At 74.3% G+C, this 15,475-nt stretch carries 11 protein-coding genes; 8 read left to right on the top strand and 3 right to left on the bottom strand.

The window, feature by feature from the left end:
- Nucleotides 1–29: 29 nt before the first annotated feature.
- Genes ACF059_RS05385 through ACF059_RS05375 form a run of 3 tightly spaced genes read right to left on the bottom strand, consistent with a single transcriptional unit; the run spans nt 30 to nt 4,570 of the window.
- On the bottom strand, nt 30–1,979 hold the full coding sequence (locus ACF059_RS05385; RefSeq protein ID WP_392051656.1) for an amino acid adenylation domain-containing protein: 1,950 nt from the start codon (nt 1,977–1,979) through the stop codon (nt 30–32).
- Nucleotides 1,976–3,157 carry a capreomycidine synthase gene (gene vioD / locus ACF059_RS05380; RefSeq protein WP_392051653.1) on the bottom strand — a complete coding sequence of 394 codons (1,182 nt, stop codon included), beginning with the start codon at nt 3,155–3,157 and terminating at the stop codon, nt 1,976–1,978. Before vioD ends, ACF059_RS05385 begins: the two co-directional genes overlap by 4 nt.
- Nucleotides 3,158–3,178: 21 nt before the next feature.
- On the bottom strand, nt 3,179–4,570 hold the full coding sequence (locus ACF059_RS05375) for a KamA family radical SAM protein (protein WP_392051650.1): 1,392 nt from the start codon (nt 4,568–4,570) through the stop codon (nt 3,179–3,181).
- Nucleotides 4,571–5,001: 431 nt separating this feature from the next.
- On the opposite strand from ACF059_RS05375, the gene ACF059_RS05370 reads away from it, so the two are divergent.
- From ACF059_RS05370 to ACF059_RS05335, 8 genes are all read left to right on the top strand, one after another.
- Nucleotides 5,002–5,646, top strand: coding sequence for an XRE family transcriptional regulator (locus ACF059_RS05370; RefSeq protein WP_392051647.1), 645 nt, complete (start codon nt 5,002–5,004; stop codon nt 5,644–5,646).
- Between the two features lie 75 nt (nt 5,647–5,721).
- Nucleotides 5,722–7,458, top strand: coding sequence for a carbamoyltransferase (locus tag ACF059_RS05365; RefSeq protein WP_392051645.1), 1,737 nt, complete (start codon nt 5,722–5,724; stop codon nt 7,456–7,458).
- A complete protein-coding gene (locus tag ACF059_RS05360) occupies nt 7,455–9,182 on the top strand; it encodes a condensation domain-containing protein (protein WP_392051642.1) in 1,728 nt (575 codons plus the stop codon). Before ACF059_RS05365 ends, ACF059_RS05360 begins: the two co-directional genes overlap by 4 nt.
- 50 nt (nt 9,183–9,232) lie before the next feature.
- Complete coding sequence (locus ACF059_RS05355) at nt 9,233–10,729, top strand: AMP-binding protein (RefSeq protein ID WP_392051639.1); 1,497 nt, start codon at nt 9,233–9,235, stop codon at nt 10,727–10,729.
- Between the two features lie 131 nt (nt 10,730–10,860).
- Nucleotides 10,861–12,543: an ABC transporter transmembrane domain-containing protein gene (locus ACF059_RS05350; RefSeq protein WP_392051636.1), complete on the top strand. Its 1,683-nt coding sequence runs from the start codon at nt 10,861–10,863 to the stop codon at nt 12,541–12,543.
- Nucleotides 12,540–14,345 (top strand): ABC transporter ATP-binding protein, encoded by a 1,806-nt coding sequence (locus tag ACF059_RS05345; protein WP_392051633.1) that lies wholly within the window; start codon nt 12,540–12,542, stop codon nt 14,343–14,345. The genes ACF059_RS05350 and ACF059_RS05345 overlap by 4 nt, the downstream gene beginning before the upstream one ends.
- 130 nt (nt 14,346–14,475) lie before the next feature.
- Entirely contained in the window at nt 14,476–14,877 is a 402-nt protein-coding gene (locus ACF059_RS05340; RefSeq protein WP_392051630.1) for a hypothetical protein, read from the top strand.
- Between the two features lie 93 nt (nt 14,878–14,970).
- Complete coding sequence (locus ACF059_RS05335) at nt 14,971–15,381, top strand: SsgA family sporulation/cell division regulator (RefSeq protein WP_366869145.1); 411 nt, start codon at nt 14,971–14,973, stop codon at nt 15,379–15,381.
- Nucleotides 15,382–15,475 lie beyond the last annotated feature (94 nt).

The raw sequence follows: 15,475 nt of genomic DNA, 5'->3' as shown, positions 1-15,475 counted from the left end.
CTACTGCCGTCGCGCTCGGCGCTTGGCTGCTAGATCTCGGCGGCGCGGCGGCCGTGGAGCGTCTCGCTCAGGAGCCGGGGCGTCGGGAGCGAGAACAGGGCGCTCGCCCGCAGGCCGGCGGCGGCCGGGAAGCGCTCGCGCAGGCGCGCGAGCAGCCGCATGGCGAGCAGGGACTGCCCGCCGTGGTCGAAGAAGTTGTCGTCGGGCCCGAGCCGCGGTTGCGCGAGCACGTCCCGGAAGATCCCCAGCACCTCGTCCAGCGCATGGTCGGATGCCGGGTCCTGCCCGGCCGGCGCCGGCGGCGCGGCCCCGGCTTCGCCGGCCCACCGGGCCAGGGTGCGCTTGTCCACCTTGCCGTGCGGGGTCTTGGGCAGGGCCGACACCCGGTGCAGGACGTGCGGGACGGCCCAGTCGGGCAGGTGCGCCGCGAGCCGGGCGACCAGGGCGTCGCGGTCGGCGGCGGGGAGCCGGGGAGCCGTGCCCGGGGGTGGGGCGAGCGCCGGGTCGGCCGGGACGGTGAAGGCCCACAGGGTCGTGCCCGTGGCCGGGTCGGGGATGACCACGGCGCGGTCCACGTCCGGGCTGTCGCACAGCGCGCGCTCCACGAGTGCCGGCTCCAGCCGGTGGCCGCGGATCTTGAGCTGGTCGTCCACCCGGCCGAGGAAGACGAGGTGGCCCGCTTCGTCGAACCGCCCCAGGTCGCCGGTCGCGTACGTCCGGGCGCCGGGCCGGCCGTCGTACGGATCGGGAGCGAACCGCCGCCGCGTGGCCGCCTCGTCGTCCAGGAAGCCCCGCGCCACCAGCGGCCCGCCGATGTGGATCTCGCCGCTCTCGCCGGGCGGTACGGGGTGCCCGTCACGGCGCACGGTCACCTGCACGTCCCGCAACGGCGTGCCCAGCGGCACCTCCACCGCGTCCGCGGGCAGCAGCCCGGTGTACAGGGTGGAGCTGACGGTGCACTCGGTGAGCCCGTAGACGTGGGCCAGCGCGGCCGGCTGGCGGCGCTGCCACGCCCGGTACGGCTCCGGGTCCATCCGCTCGCCGCCCACCACCACCGTCCGCAGTCCCGCCGGGGTGGTCAGCCCGTGCTCCTCCAGCCAGCGGGCGTACTCCAGCCAGTACTGCGTCGACAGCTCCACCACGGTCGAACCCGTCGCCGTCATCAGCGCGTGCAGCTCCGCGGGCTCCAGCGGCTCGCTGTCGTCGCGGCACACCACCGCCGCGCCGGCGACCAGCGCCGGGAAGACCTCTTCGATCACCACGTCGAAGCCGAGCGAGGCGACCTGGAGCCAGCGGTCCCGCGAAGTCAGGGCGAGCCGCTCGGCGAGCGCCGCCGCGAACCGGCCCAGCGAGCCGCGCTCGACCACCGTGCCCTTGGGCCGGCCGGTGGAGCCGGAGGTGAACAGGACGTAGGCGACGTCGTGTTCCGGGTCGCGGTCCGTGTCCACGGCCCTGGCGCGGCCCGTGTCCCGGTCCGGCTGCGCGCCGCGGTCCGGGACCCGGTCGGGTTCCCGCTCCTCGTGCACGTGCCGGGTCCATCCCGTGTCCCGCCCGTCCCGCCCGCCGTCCGGTACGTACGCCCCGTCCGGGGCGTGCTCGCCGTCGCCGGCCCACGCCACCGCCGCGACCCGCCGTACCAGGTCGTCCCGGGCCGGCTGCGGCAGCCGGTCGTCGAGCACGGTGAAACCGGCGCCGCTCTTGAGCGCCGCGACCATGCCCAGCACGGTCCCGGCCGGGTCGCCGAAGGCCAGGCCCACGATCGTCCCCGGCCCGGCGCCGCGCCCGGCGAAGGAGCCCGCCCACGTGTCGGTGAGCCGGTCCATCGCCCGGTACGTCAGCACGCCGCGCGCCGGGGTCACCAGCGCGGGCGCCTCGCCGTACGCCCGTACCGCACGCTCCCAGCCGTCCAGGAAATCCGTCGGCCCGGACATCGGCCCGGACACCTCGCCGGACGCCGCCGCCGCGGCCTGCGCGCTCATCGGCCGGCCCCGCGCCCGCGCAGGAACGCCGACAACTGCGCCAGCCCGGCCCGGAAGTCCGCCTCACCGCCGCCGAAGCCCAGCCGGACGCCCTGCGGGGCGCCGAAGGCGGTACCCGGCACCAGCAGCGTCCGGTGGCGTTCCAGCAGCTCCAGGCACAGCTCCTCCACCGCCCCCGGCGCCGTGCCGGGCCGCTCCAGCGCGCGGAAGACCAGGAGCGCGCTCACTCCGCCCTCGGGCTCGCGCCAGCGCACCAGGTCCTCGTGCTCGGCCATCCATCCGCGCAGGTGCGCCAGATTGCGCCCGGCCTCGGCCGCGCGCAGCCCGATCAGACGGTCCGCGGCCCGCATCGCCCGCTCGGCGACGAGCTCCACCAGCGGCGACAGGAACAGCGTGGTCCGGTCGCGCAGCGGGAAGGTGGCCCGCAGCAGCTCCGGTTCGGCGACGGCCCAGCCGACCCGCAGTCCGGGCAGGCCGAAGGTCTTGGAGAAGGTCCCGTAGGAGACCGTCCGCAGGGTGGGCCCGTAGAGCGTGCCGGGGTCGGGCAGAGCCTCCCACCGGTGCGCGATCTCGGCGGTCGCCGCGTCCCACACCAGCACCGCTCCGGCCTCCGCGACCGTCGCCGCCAGGGCCTTGAGGCCCAGCGGCGAGAGCGTCGCCCCGCTCGGGTTGTGCGGGAAGTTGACGATCACCGCGGCCGTCCCGGGCGTGACCAGCGAGCCCAGCACCTGCGGGTCGATCTCCCCGTCGCGCACGGCCGCGGCCGGCAGCACCGCCACCTCGCAGCCGGCCTCACGCGGGTAGTGGCCCAGCGAGTGGTAGATGCCCTCCTGGACCACCACCCGGTCGCCGGGCCGCAGCAGGGTGTTCAGGGTGAGGGAGATGGCCTCGCTGGATCCGTGGGTGACCAGGATCCGGTCGGCGTCCCCGGCGGCGTACCGGTCGGCGATCGCCCGGCGGACGCCGGCCCCGCCCTGGGAGACGCTGTCGTCCATGACGATCGCGTCGAGGTCCTCCTGGCCGATGCCGCACATCTCGCGTATCTCGGCGAAGGTGTACGGATGGACGCCGCTGGAGCTGATGTCGTACAGGCCCGGTCCCAGGTGCCGGCGGTACCACTCCTCCAGGACCGGAGGTTCTTCCGGGATCGTCTCCCGCTGCGGACGCAGACTGCTCATGGCTGTGCAACTGTCCCTTCTCTACCCTTGACGGGTGTCCCGCCACCACCGCTGCCCGGATGCCGGGAGGGTGTCGATGGGGTCGTAGTAGTGGTACGAGCCGCTGTGCGCGTCCGGGGCCGCGGCCTCCAGCGGGGTCAGGTAGCTCTTGCTCCAGTGGGAGATGCCGAGGTCCCGGTCGTAGGCATCGGTCTGGTCCACCCACCGCTTGCCGGCGAACGGCACGTCGCACACGATGCGAGGGGTGGAGAACCCGGGGAGGTAGCCCATGATCTGACGCTGGAGCAGCTGCGCCCGGTGCAGCGGGACGCGCCAGTGCTCGGCGTTGGGGATCATGTCGCACATGTAGAAGTAGTAGGGCGTCACGGCCGCGTGGTCGGTGAGCGCGAAGCACAGGTCGAGCAGCTCGTGCGCGCTGTCGTTGACCCCGCGCATCAGCACCCCCTGGTTGCGTACGTCGCGCAGCCCGGCCGCCAGCAGGGCGTGGGCGGCACCGGCCACCAGCGGGGTCACCTGCTGGGCCGCGTTGGCGTGGGTGTGCAGGGCGACCTGCACGCCCCGGGCCCGGGCGGTCGCGGCGATCCGGGCGACGCCCTCCAGCACGGGGCCCGAAGACCAGTACTGCGGCAGTCCGATGAGCGCCTTGCTGGCCAGCCGGATGTCCCGGATGGAGTCGATCTCCAGCAGCCCCGACAGGAAGCTCTCCAGCCGGGGCCAGGGCAGGTTGGCCAGGTCGCCGCCGGACACCACGACGTCGCGGATGCCGGGGGTGCGGCGCAGGTGGTCGAGGATCCGCTCGGCCCGGTCGAGCGGCTTGAGGGTCAGCCTGTTCTTGGTCACCTGGGGGGTGGAGTTGCCGACCAGGTCCATCCGGGTGCAGTGCCCGCAGTACTGCGGGCAGGTGGAGAGCAGTTCCGCCAGCACCTTCGTCGGGTAGCGGTGGGTCAGTCCCTCGACCACCCACATGTCCTGCTCGTGCAGGGAGTCCCGGCTGGCCATCGGGTGCGAGGGCCACGTGGGGTGCCGGTCGGAGAAGACCGGGAGCATGTAGCGGCGCACCGGGTCGTCGTAGAAGGCCTTCGTCAGCTCGCCCGGCCGGGAGCCGGCCACCTGCGGGGCCATCGTGTTGATCATGTGGGGCGGCAGCAGGACCGACATGGTCGCCCGGTAGAGCCGGTCCTGTTCCCAGTCCGCGTAGAACTCCTCGTCGAGCAGGTCCCCGACGACGGCCCGCAGGCCCTTGGCGTCCTTCACGCAGTGGGCGCGCTGCCACTGGGGGTCGGCCCACTCGGCCGCGGTGATTTCCCGCCAGCCCGGGAACCGACGCCAGTCCGGTTCGACGAGTTCGCCGCGCCGGTACTCGTACACGCCTTCCGGCGGTTTTGATTCCGCTTGGCTGCGTGCTGTGTTCACCGCGTCGCCACCCATTCCCGTCCGTTTCGGCCGTATCGCCTGACGTGGACCGATCTTGCAGAGCTGCGGAGTTGTACACGAGGGGTCACCGTTGTACGGGGCGCAGACGGGGTGCACTCCTGTACAACAGAGGGGGGTGGCGGCCCCGGGCGACGGCGAACCGGAACGTGAAGGGCCGCCTTCCGGGGCGATGGCCGGGTTCGCACGAAACCGGTCGACACGACCGTTGTATGGCTCGATTTCCCGGATGCTCACTTGATCGAAATGTCAGTGGCATGTACCAATTTCCCATGTGGCCCCTTGCGGCGGTTGTACGCCGACCACGTCAACCGACGGAGGGTTGTACCGCCGCGCCCGCGATCAGCCAACAGCCGTTGCGTGGGCTTGTGATCGCGCGCTCAACCGAGATGATCGACTTCCCAGGGGGGAACATGGCCAGGCCAGAGCGGTTACTCGATCCCACGGCCGGACCGCTGGAGGAATTCGCCCATGCCCTGCGCGCCCTCAGGCGCCAGGTCGGCAATCCCTCCTACCGGATCATGGCGAAACGCGCCCACTATTCCGTCGCCACCCTCTCCGAGGCGGCCCGTGGTTTGCACATGCCATCGCTGAAAGTCACCCTCGCCTACGTGGCCGCCTGCGACGGCGACGCCGCCGCGTGGACCCGTCACTGGCACCGCGTCAGCAAGGAACTGGAAGCCCGCGGAGCCCCGTACGAGCCGGTCGGACGCCCTCGCGCGGTGCCGGAGCCGTCCGCGGCGGACAGGGGCCGCGTCCCTGGCCAGGCCGAGGCCCCGCGGGCCGAGCGCGCCGGCGCCGACGAGGGCGCCCTGTCCAGACGCGAAAGGGCGGAACTGCACCGGTTGCGCCGGGAGGTGGAGCAACTGAGACACGCCAACGAGGTGCTCAAGGCGGCCTCGGCGATCTTCGCGGCGGATCTGCGCCCCGATCTGCGCCCCCCGCTCCCCGCCCACCTCCACCCCGATCTGCGCGCCGAGCCGCGGCCGGGCCGTCGGCCCGATCTCCGTCAGGACGCCGGCGCGGAGCCCCGGTCGGATCTCCGCACAACTCGGTAGGTCGTGTACAACTCCCCTGATCGACAAGATCGGTTGGCGTAACCGGACGATTCGATCGACCTTTGGGGACTGACCATGCGTGTGCTCGGAGTCAACGGCTGGCCCGGCGCCAGCCACGACGGCGCTGCCTGCCTCGTCGTGGACGGCGAAGTGATCGCCCTGGCCGAGGAGGAGCGTTTCACCCGCAACAAGCACGCCTACGGCGAGGCGCCCCTCAACGCGGTCGCGTACTGCCTCGCCGAAGGAGGTCTCACCCTGGGCGACATAGACGTCGTCGCCCACGGGTGGGACCTCCCCAAGCTCTTCGCCGACCGCGGCCTGGACTGGTTCGCCGGCGAAGCCGACGCCCTGGAACACCTGCTGCCCAAGCAGCTGTTCCCGCGTACCCGCGACCCCCGGCTGACCTTCGTCAACCACCACCTGGCCCACGCGGCCAGCGCCTACCACCTCTCCGGCCGCGAACGGGGGGCGATCCTCGTCCTGGACGGCCAGGGAGAGGATGCGAGCACGACCCTCGCCGTCGGCATCAACGGCGAAATCAAGACATTGCGGGCCCATACGCCCGGCTGGTCGCTCGGCTACTTCTACGCCGCCGTCTGCGAGTACGCCGGCCTCGGCGCCGACGCCGCCGGGAAGATGATGGGCCTGGCCTCCTACGGGCGCCCCCAGGACCTCACCTTCGGCGGCGCCTTCACCTTCGCCGACGAGGACTTCAGCATCGGCGTGGTCCCCCCGGACCTGCGCTCCACGGGCACGACCGACGAGGAGACCGCCACCATCCGGCACTGGCTGGAACACCTGGAGCGGACCCTCCCCGAGCCCCCGAACCGCTCCGTGCGCCGCTTCGACCCGCGCACCGGCCGCTTCACCAAGGTCACCGAGCGCGACCCCTTCGAGTACCGGGACACCGCCGCCACCGCCCAGGCCGCCCTCGAACAGGCCGTCATCGCACTGGTCCGGGGCCTGCTCCGGGAAACCGGCGAGAGCACCCTGATGATCGCGGGCGGCGTCGGCTTCAACGCCACGCTCAACGGCAAGCTGATGCGCCTGCCCGAGGTCGGCGACCTGTTCGTCCAGCCGCTCGCCGGCGACCAGGGCGTCAGCCTCGGCGCGGCCGTCCTGGTCGCCGCCCAGGAGGGCGACCGGATCCGCCCGATGTCCGGCTCGGTGGCCTGGGGTCCCCAGTGGTCCCCGGACAGCATCCGCCGGGTCCTGGACGCCTCCGGCACCGCCTACACCGAGCACGAGGACATCGCCACCGCCACCGCCGCCACCCTGGCCCGCGGCGGCGTCGTCGGCTGGTTCCAGGGCCGCGCCGAAGGGGGACCGCGCGCCCTCGGCCACCGCAGCATGCTCGCCGTGCCCTCGCCCGAGAGCACCCGCGACCGGGTCAACGTCCGCATCAAGGACCGCGAGGCCTGGCGGCCGTTCGCCCCCAGCATGCAGGAGGAGGCCGCCCCCGCCCTCATCGGCACCGGCACCCCGCTCCCGTACATGATCGTCACGACTCCGGTCACCGAAGCCGGGGCCGAGGCCATGCCCGCCGTCGTGCACAGCGACCGCACCACCCGTCCCCAGACCGTCTCCCGTGATACCGATCCGCTCTACCACCGCCTGATCGGCGCGGTCGGCGGGCACACCGGGACCGCCGTCGTGCTCAACACCTCCTTCAACGGCCGCGACGAACCCGTCGTGTGCAGCCCCGGCGACGCCCTCGCCACCTTCCACCGGCTGCCCATGGACGCCCTCGCCCTCGGCCCCTTCCTGGTCAGCCGCCCCGCGGGCGCACTGCGTGAGGACGGCCGCGCGTGAGCGCCCCGGCCCGGCCGAAGCCGCACTCCGCCGACGCTGACGCCCCCGTCGCTCCGGACGGCGTACGCGCCCACCTCACGGCCTGGATCGCCGAAGCCGTCCTCGAACCGGCCCCCGACCTCACCGCACCGCTGCGCGACCTCGGCGTCGACTCGCTCGACCTCATCCGCGTCGCCCGCCGCATCGAAGCCTCGTACGGCGTGCGCGTCCAGCTCCGCGAACTGTTCGTCGAGGACATGACCGTGGAGCACCTCGCCCTCCTGGTCACCGAACGGGCCGGCCGGCGCCACACGGGCGGCGCCCCCCTCGCCGAACCCGGCGCGGCACACGGCCCGGTGCTCCTGACGCCCACCCAGGAGCAGGGCTGGGAGGAGCAGACGGGCAGCCGCGCCCACTGGAACCAGTCGCTGCTCTTCACCACCCGCCCCGACCTCGACCCGGCGCTGCTCGCCGAAGCCGTACGACGCCTGGTCGCCGGCCACGCCTCGCTGCGCCTGGCCGTCGAGGCCCGGCCCGCCAAGCGCCCCCGGCAGACGGTCGCCGCCCTCACCCCGGACACCCCGATCGACGCCGTCCTCGACACCGTCGACGTCCGGGAACTCGACGACGCGCACCTCTCCGAGGCCGTCACCCTGCGCTGCGCGCTCGAACAGCGCTCCCTCGACCCGGAGGCCGGCCGCGTCACCCGCTTCGTGTGGTTCGACGCCGGCCCGGCCCGCCCGGGCCGGCTCCTGATCGCCGTCCACCAGCTGGCCTTCGACATGGTGTCCTGGTCCATCCTGATCGACGACCTGGAGCGGGTCTACGCTGCCCTCGCCGCCGGTGCGGACGGGGGCGACGAGGGTGACGCCCTCCGCTGCGGCGAGGGCACCGGCTACCCGGAGTGGGCGCAGGCCCTGGCCGCGTACGCCCGTACTCCCGAGGCCGAGGCGGAGAGCGAGTGGTGGACGGAGGTGGCCCGCACCCCCGGCCAGATCCCGCTTGACCGGCTCCCCGGGCACCGCCACGGCGACGGCCCGGACGAGGGCCACGGCGCCGACCCCCGGGCGGTGAACACCGCCGCGACGGCCGAGACCCATGTCGCGGAATTCGGCACCGAGTTCACCACGCGGCTCTTCGACGCGGCCCGCGCGCACCGCTGCCACCCCGGCGACCTCCTGCTGCACGCCCTCGGCGAGGTGCTCGGCGCCTGGCAGGGCCAGGACGCGGTCCGGGTGGACGTCCTGCGGCACGGCCGCGAGGAGATCGTCGGCGACAGCGACCTGGCCCGCACCACCGGCTGGTTCACCACCAGCGTCCCCGTCCGCCTCGACCTCACCCCGGGCACCCCCGCCGAACGCCTCGCCCGCACCGTCGGCCACCTCGCCGCCCTGCCCGGCGGGGGAGTGGGCCACGGGGCGCTGAGCCGGCACGGCCGGCCCCGGATCTCCGCCGCCCTGCGCGGCGCCCCGCCCAGCGACGTCTCGTTCGACTTCGAAGGCGACGACGCCGACGGACTCCCGCTCGGCACCCTCCTGCTCGACGTCGCCGACGAACCGGTCGGCGAGATCACCGGGCCCGACTGGGTGCGCCCCCACCTCATCGAGGTGATCGCCACCACCGACGCCGGGGCGCTGCGGGTCGAATGGTGGTACTCCACCGCCCTCCACGATCCGGCCACCATCGGCCGGCTCGCCGCCGAGCACCACGCCGCGCTCACGGCGCTCGTCCAGCCCGCGGGCTGACCCCCGCCGGCCGACCCCCGTACAAGAATCCGATTCGAGAAGGCCCCCTCATGTCGCTCCTGCCCAGCGTGGTCGACCCCTTCTTCGCCATCGCCCGAGCGGACCCCGACCGGCCCGCGGTCACCGACAACGGATCCACCGTCGGCTACGGGCAACTCGCCCGCTGGGCCGGGGCGGTGGCCGACCTGGTCGCCACCCGCGCCCCCGGCCCCCAGCCCCCCGTCGCCATAGTCACCCACCACAGCGCCCGGGACGTCGCCGCCATCCTCGGCGTGCTCGCCGCCGGCCGCGCGTACGTGCCCGTCACCGACGCGCCCGGCACGCACATGGACGACGCCCTGCGGGCCCTGGGCTGCCGCGAGGCCGTCACCACCACCGAGACCGGCCGGCTCCCCGCCGTCGACCGGCTGCTGCGGCCCAACTGGGGCGCCTCCCGCGCCCCGGTCCGCGAGGCCGGCGAGCCCGTACGGGCCGACGATCCGGCGTACGTCCTGTTCACCTCCGGCTCCACCGGCGCACCCAAGGCCGCCGCCGTCCCGCACGGTGCGCTGCACGCGGTGATCCCGGAACTGCGCACCCGCTACGGGGCCGGCCCGGACACCGTCGCGCTGAACTTCCACCGCGCCGACGGCGACACCAGCCTGGAGGAGATCCTGCCCACGCTCTGCGCGGGCGGCCTCCTGGTCATCGACGAGGACAGCGAGACCCTGCTCGGACCGCTGCTCACGGACGCCGAGATCACCCTGGTCAACCTGCCCGTCGACTACTGGCACACCTTCACCGGCCACCTGCTGGAACACGGGCTGCGCCTGCCCGACTCCCTCGACACCGTCGTCATCGGCGGCGAGGCGGTCCGCCCCGACATGCTCGAACGCTGGCACCGGCTCGGCGCCGACCGGGTCCGGCTGCTCAACACGTACGGCTCCACCGAGACCGCGCTCGTCACCCACAGCGTGCTGCTCGCCGGCCCCGGGGCCGCGGGACCCTTCGCGGACGGCGTACCCATCGGGCACCCCCTGCCCACCGTGCGGCAGGCGGTCGTCCCCCGCGACGAGGAACCCGAGGGACCGGGCGAGCTGTTCCTCGCCGGTCCGCAGCTGGCCACCGGCTACGTCGACGACCCGGAACGCACCGCCGCCCGGTTCGTCGAAGCCGACTTCGGCGACGGCCCGGCCCGCTGGTACCGCACGGGCGACCTGGTGCGCGAGGGCGCCGACGGCATGCTCGTCTTCCAGGGCCGCGCCGACCACCAGGTCAAGATCCGCGGCCACCGGGTGGACCTGCCGGACGTCGAACACCAGATCGGCCGCCTGCCCGGCGTCTCGGCCGTCGCCGCGGCCGAGCACGTCAAGGGCGACCACAACGCACTCGTCGCCTTCGTGGTGTTCACCCCGGACGCGGCCCCCGACGTACGGGCGCTGCGCGAGGAACTGAAGGCGTCCGTCCCCGCGTTCCTGGTGCCCGACCGCATCGTCGCGGTGCCCGCGCTCGCCCACACCCGCACCGGCAAGGTCGACCGCGCCGCGACCCGCGACCTCTTCCTCTGATCCGGCGCCGGCCGCTCCCCGCCCGTGCCCTCGGCGCGGGAGCGCCGCCCGGCCCCTCACCCCGCCCCCCGCCCGCACCAGACCCCGTTCGCTGATCCGGCCCGACCGGCCGGACAGGACCAGGAGCCCCCGTGGCCAACAGACTGTTCGACGCCTCGGTGTCCCCCGAGGCCGTACCGGAAGCCGACAGCCGGGGGCCCTGGGCCTACCTGTGGTGGCTCGTGCGCATCCGGCCCGGGCCGCTGCTCCTCAGCGCCCTCCTCGGCGTGGCCTGGATGGTCCCGCTGGCCCTGCTGCCCCTGGTCATCGGCCGGGCCATCGACGTCGCCGGCCGGGCCGACGAACCGGCCGGCCTCTACGTGTGGGCCCTGGTCGCGCTCGGCCTCGGCATCCTCCAGGCGGTGGCCGGCGCCGGCCTGATCCAGGCCGCCGTCGGCGCCGAGATGCACGCCGTCTCGCACACCCACCGGGTCCTGATGCGCCAGGTCACCCGGCTCGGAGCCACCCTGCGCGACAAGGCCCGCTCCGGGGACGTGGCCGCCTCCGCCGCCGCCGACGTGGAGAGCATCGGGCACGCCTTCGAGGTGGTGGGCCGGTCCGTGGGCGCCGTGGTCGCCGCCGTCCTCGTCGCCGTCGCGCTCACCGTCACCTCACCGGTCCTCGGCCTCGCCGTCCTCATCGGCGTACCCGCCGCCGTCCTCGGCATCGGCCCCCTGCTGCGCCCGCTCCAGGAACGCGACGAGGAGCAGCGCGAGCAGATGGGCATCGCCACCTCCCAGGCCGGTGACATCGTGGCCGGCCTGCGCATCCTGCGCGGCATCGGCGGCGAGGCCCGCTTCGCCGAACGCTTCCGCGCCACCAGCCAGCAGGTGCGCCGGGCGGGGGAGTCGGCGGGCCGGATGGAGGCGTGGCTCCAGGCCGCCGGGGTGTTCCTGCCCGGCCTGGTCACCGTAGGCATCGCCTGGCTCGGCGCCCGCCTGGCCCTGAACGGCACCATCACCCCCGGCGAGTTCGTCGCCTTCTACGGGGCCTCCGCCTTCCTGACGCTGCCCGTCAGCACCGCCACCGAGGCCGCCGAGACCCTCAGCCTCGCCAAGGTCGCGGCCGGCCGTGTCTGCATCCTGCTGCGCATCACCCCGCAGCCCGAGCAGCCCGCCTCCCCCCGGCCGCTCCCCGACGGCCCGCTCTCCCTCACCGACCAGGACAGCGGCGTCACCGCCGAGGCGGGCCTGCTCACCGTCATCGCAGCCCCCGCCGGCCTGGCCGGGGAGCTCGCCGACCGCCTGACCCGCCACGGCGAGGAGCCGCGGCCCGCCTCCGTCCTCCTCGGCGGGGTCCCCCTCGACCGCGTCGACCTCGCCGAACTGCGCGCCCGCGTCCTGCGCTCCGGACCCGCCGACACCCTCTTCAGCGGGTCCGTGCGCGAGGAGCTGACCACGGGCCTGGCACGCTCGCGGGGCGCCCTGGACGACGCACTGTTCGCCGCCGACGCGGCCGACGTCGTCGAGGCGCTGCCCGGCGGCCTGGACGAGGTACTCGGCGAGGGCGGCCGGGCCCTGTCCGGGGGCCAGCGCCAGCGCCTGGTGCTCGCCCGCGCGCTGCTCGCCGCCCCCGACGTCCTGGTCCTGGAGGACCCGACGGCCTCGGTCGACGCGCAGACCGAGGCCCGCGTGGTCCGGCGGGTGGCCGCGCTGCGCTCCGGGCGCACCACCGTGGTGTTCAGCGACAGCCCGCTGTGGCTGGGCGCCGCCGACCGCGTCCACCGGCTCGTCCCGGACGGCCGTCCCGTCTCCAAGGAAGGAGCGCGCTCATGACGAGCACCGCGACCGCACCGGCCTCCACCCCGGCCCCCGCCGGGGCCCCGGGCGCCGCGCCCGGCCGGCTGCCGCTGGCCGGCCGGGGCGACGTACGGGCCTGGGTGCGCGACTTCCTGCGCGGCAACGCGGGCCGGATCACCCTCACCCTGGTGCTCTTCGCCGCCGCCCTGGTGGCGAGCCTGACCGGGCCCCGCCTCCTCGGCCACCTCGTGGAGTCCGTCAAGGCGGGCACCACCACCGCCCGCGTCGACGTCCTCGCCCTGGCCTTCGTGGCCATCCTCGTCGTCCACGCGCTGCTGGCCCGCGCCGCCAAGGTCCAGGCCACCCTGCTCGGCGAACGCGTCCTCGCCCGTACCCGTGAGGGGTTCGTCCGCAGGGTCCTCGGGCTGCCGCTCGCCGAGGTGGAGTCCGTCTCCGCCGGCGACCTGCTCAGCCGCGCCACCACCGACGCCGACCGCCTGAGCGAGTCCATCCGTCAGGCCGTCCCGCGCATCGCGCTGGCCGCCGTCACCCTGGTCTTCACCTTCGCCGCCATCCTGCTCACCTCCCCGCTGCTGGCCCTCGGGCTGCTGGCGGGGGTGCCCTTCGCGGTCCTGTCGACCTGGTGGTACAGGCCCCGGGCGACCGCCGCGTACGAGCGGCTGCTCGCCCAGGAGGCCGACGTCCTCGCCGTCACCCACGAGACCAGCCGGGGCGCCGCCACCGTGGAGTCCCTCGGTCTCGGGCCCCGGCAGATCCGCCGGCACGGCGCCGCCGTCGACGCCGTGGTCCGCACCCGGCAGCGCACCACCTGGCTGCAGACCGTCTGGTTCCCCAGCCTCGACCTCGCCACCATGGTCCCGATGGCGCTCACCCTGCTGATCGGCGGACTCGCCTACCAGCGCGGCGCCGTCGGCCTCGGGGCGCTCACGGCCGTGGTGCTCTACGTCCAGGCCCTCGGCGAGCCCCTCAACGACCTGCTCACCTGGACCGACGAACTCCAGATCGGCAACGCGGCCCTGCGCCGCATCCTCGGCGTCGAACGGCTCCCGCGCGAGGAGCCCAAGCCCGTCGCCCCCACCCACGGCCACGCCATCCGCCTCGACGGCGTCGGATTCGGCTACGGGCCGGGGCGCGAGGTGCTCAGCGGCGTCGACCTCGAACTCGCCCCGGGCGAACGCCTCGCCGTGGTGGGCGCCTCCGGGGCCGGCAAGTCCACCCTGGGCAAGCTGCTCGCCGGCGTGCACCACCCCACCCGCGGCACCGTGCGCATCGGCGGCGCCGACCTCACCGACCTGCCCGTCGGCCAACTGCGCCGCGAGGTGGTCCTGGTGACTCAGGAGCAGCACGTCTTCAGCGGCACGCTGCGGGACAACCTCATGCTCGCCGACGAGGAGGACCGCCCGGACGAGGAGCTGTGGGCCGCGCTGCGGACCGTACTGCTCGGGGACTGGGCGCGGTCGCTGCCCGACGGCCTGGACAGCGAGATCGGGGCCGGTGCGGCCCCGGTGTCCCCGTCCGCCGCCCAGCAACTGGCCCTCGCCCGCCTGCTGCTGTCCGACCCGCACGCCCTCGTACTGGACGAGGCCACCGCGCTGCTCGACTCCTCCGCCTCCCGGCAGGTCGAACGCTCGCTGGCCGCCCTGATCGAGGGGCGCACGGTGGTGTCCATCGTGCACCGCCTGGACTCCGTGCAGGAGGCCGACCGGATCGCGGTGATGGACCGCGGCCGGATCGTGGAGCTCGGCAGCCACCGCGAACTCCTGGCGAACGACGGAGCCTACGCCGCCCTGTGGCGGTCGTGGAGCGCGGTCCGCTGAGGCGCGTGCCGGTGCGCGTCCCCCGAATCCGAGCCTGTCGGTGCCCCGCACACGTCGCCCGGAGTGGAAGGCTGGACGTGAACGGCACCGGCGCCGCCGAGGTGCCTGCCGGGAGAGGGCTGGAATTTCCGTGAGTCGCCAGATCGGCCTGTCAGAAGGTTGCCTCGACGCCCTTCAGCACCTGAAGGAGACACGGGAGGTCAATACCGTGATCCTTCGGCTGGGGGACGCCCCGGACGTGGTGGAGAAGGAGGTGGAGGGCAACCTGACGCACGAGGAACTGATCCAGGCCCTGCCCGGGGACCAGGCGCGCCTGGTCGTCCACGAGCTGTCCTTCGCGGCGCCCGACGGGGCCCGCAGGCACGAGCAGCTGCTGATCCTCTGGATGCCGGCGGCCGCCGGGGAGCAGGAAGAGGCCTACACGGCCGGCTACACCGCCCTGAAGGAGCACCTCGTGGAGGTGCGCGTCCACCTCACGGCCCGACAGGCGGACCAGCTGGCCTACCGACGGCTCGTGGCCCTCGCAGGCTGACACGGCGGGACGCTTCCCTCGAACGGCCCTGTGTGGCCCGGGCGAAGCGGGGAACACGACAGCAGCCGTGACGCTCACCCGGGAGGCCTGTCGATGTCCTGCGCAACCGCTCCGATCGTTGTCCGCCTCGATTCGGCGCGGGGCCGCGTGCCGCTCCTCGCCCGTTTCTCGTATGACGACGGGGACCCGTACGTGGTGCGGGCGACGTTCTACGACGGCCCCACCGTCCTGGCCCGCTGGCACTTCGACCGGCAGATGCTCACCGAGGGACTCCACCGCCCGGTGGGCGAGGGAGACGTCACCTTCGCCCCCCACCGGGCGGACGGCGCCGACGAGGTCCGCATCGCCCTGCGGGGACTCGGAGCCGCAGGGCAGGAGGGCGCCGTCCTGTTCGTGGAGACCCGCGCACTCACCCGCTTCCTGGAGCAGACGTACGCCGTCACCCCCGCGGGGGAGGAGTTCCTCGACCTCGACAGGCTGCTCGACGAGTTCCTGGCCCGCTGACGGGAGGGGCCCTCCCAGGCGCCTGGCGCTGGGCCGTACGCGGGCTCCTGCTCCACCGGAGGTTTCGCCGGGCGTGATCGCGGCAAGGCGCCAC

It is taken from the genome of Streptomyces sp. NPDC016562 (assembly GCF_043076955.1).
Taxonomy (GTDB): Bacteria; Actinomycetota; Actinomycetes; order Streptomycetales; family Streptomycetaceae; genus Streptomyces.
Note: the sequence above shows the minus strand (reverse complement) of the source record. Positions and strands in the feature narration are given on the sequence as shown.

Bases quoted from the DNA above. Each gene is read 5' to 3' on its own strand.
- ACF059_RS05365 (WP_392051645.1), top strand. From the start codon at position 5,722: ATGCGTGTGCTCGGAGTCAACGGCTGGCCCGGCGCCAGCCACGACGGC.
- ACF059_RS05370 (WP_392051647.1), top strand. From the start codon at position 5,002: ATGGCCAGGCCAGAGCGGTTACTCGATCCCACGGCCGGACCGCTGGAG.
- ACF059_RS05355 (WP_392051639.1), top strand. From the start codon at position 9,233: ATGTCGCTCCTGCCCAGCGTGGTCGACCCCTTCTTCGCCATCGCCCGA.
- ACF059_RS05385 (WP_392051656.1), bottom strand. From the start codon at position 1,979: ATGAGCGCGCAGGCCGCGGCGGCGGCGTCCGGCGAGGTGTCCGGGCCG.
- ACF059_RS05345 (WP_392051633.1), top strand. From the start codon at position 12,540: ATGACGAGCACCGCGACCGCACCGGCCTCCACCCCGGCCCCCGCCGGG.
- ACF059_RS05335 (WP_366869145.1), top strand. From the start codon at position 14,971: ATGTCCTGCGCAACCGCTCCGATCGTTGTCCGCCTCGATTCGGCGCGG.
- vioD (WP_392051653.1), bottom strand. From the start codon at position 3,157: ATGAGCAGTCTGCGTCCGCAGCGGGAGACGATCCCGGAAGAACCTCCG.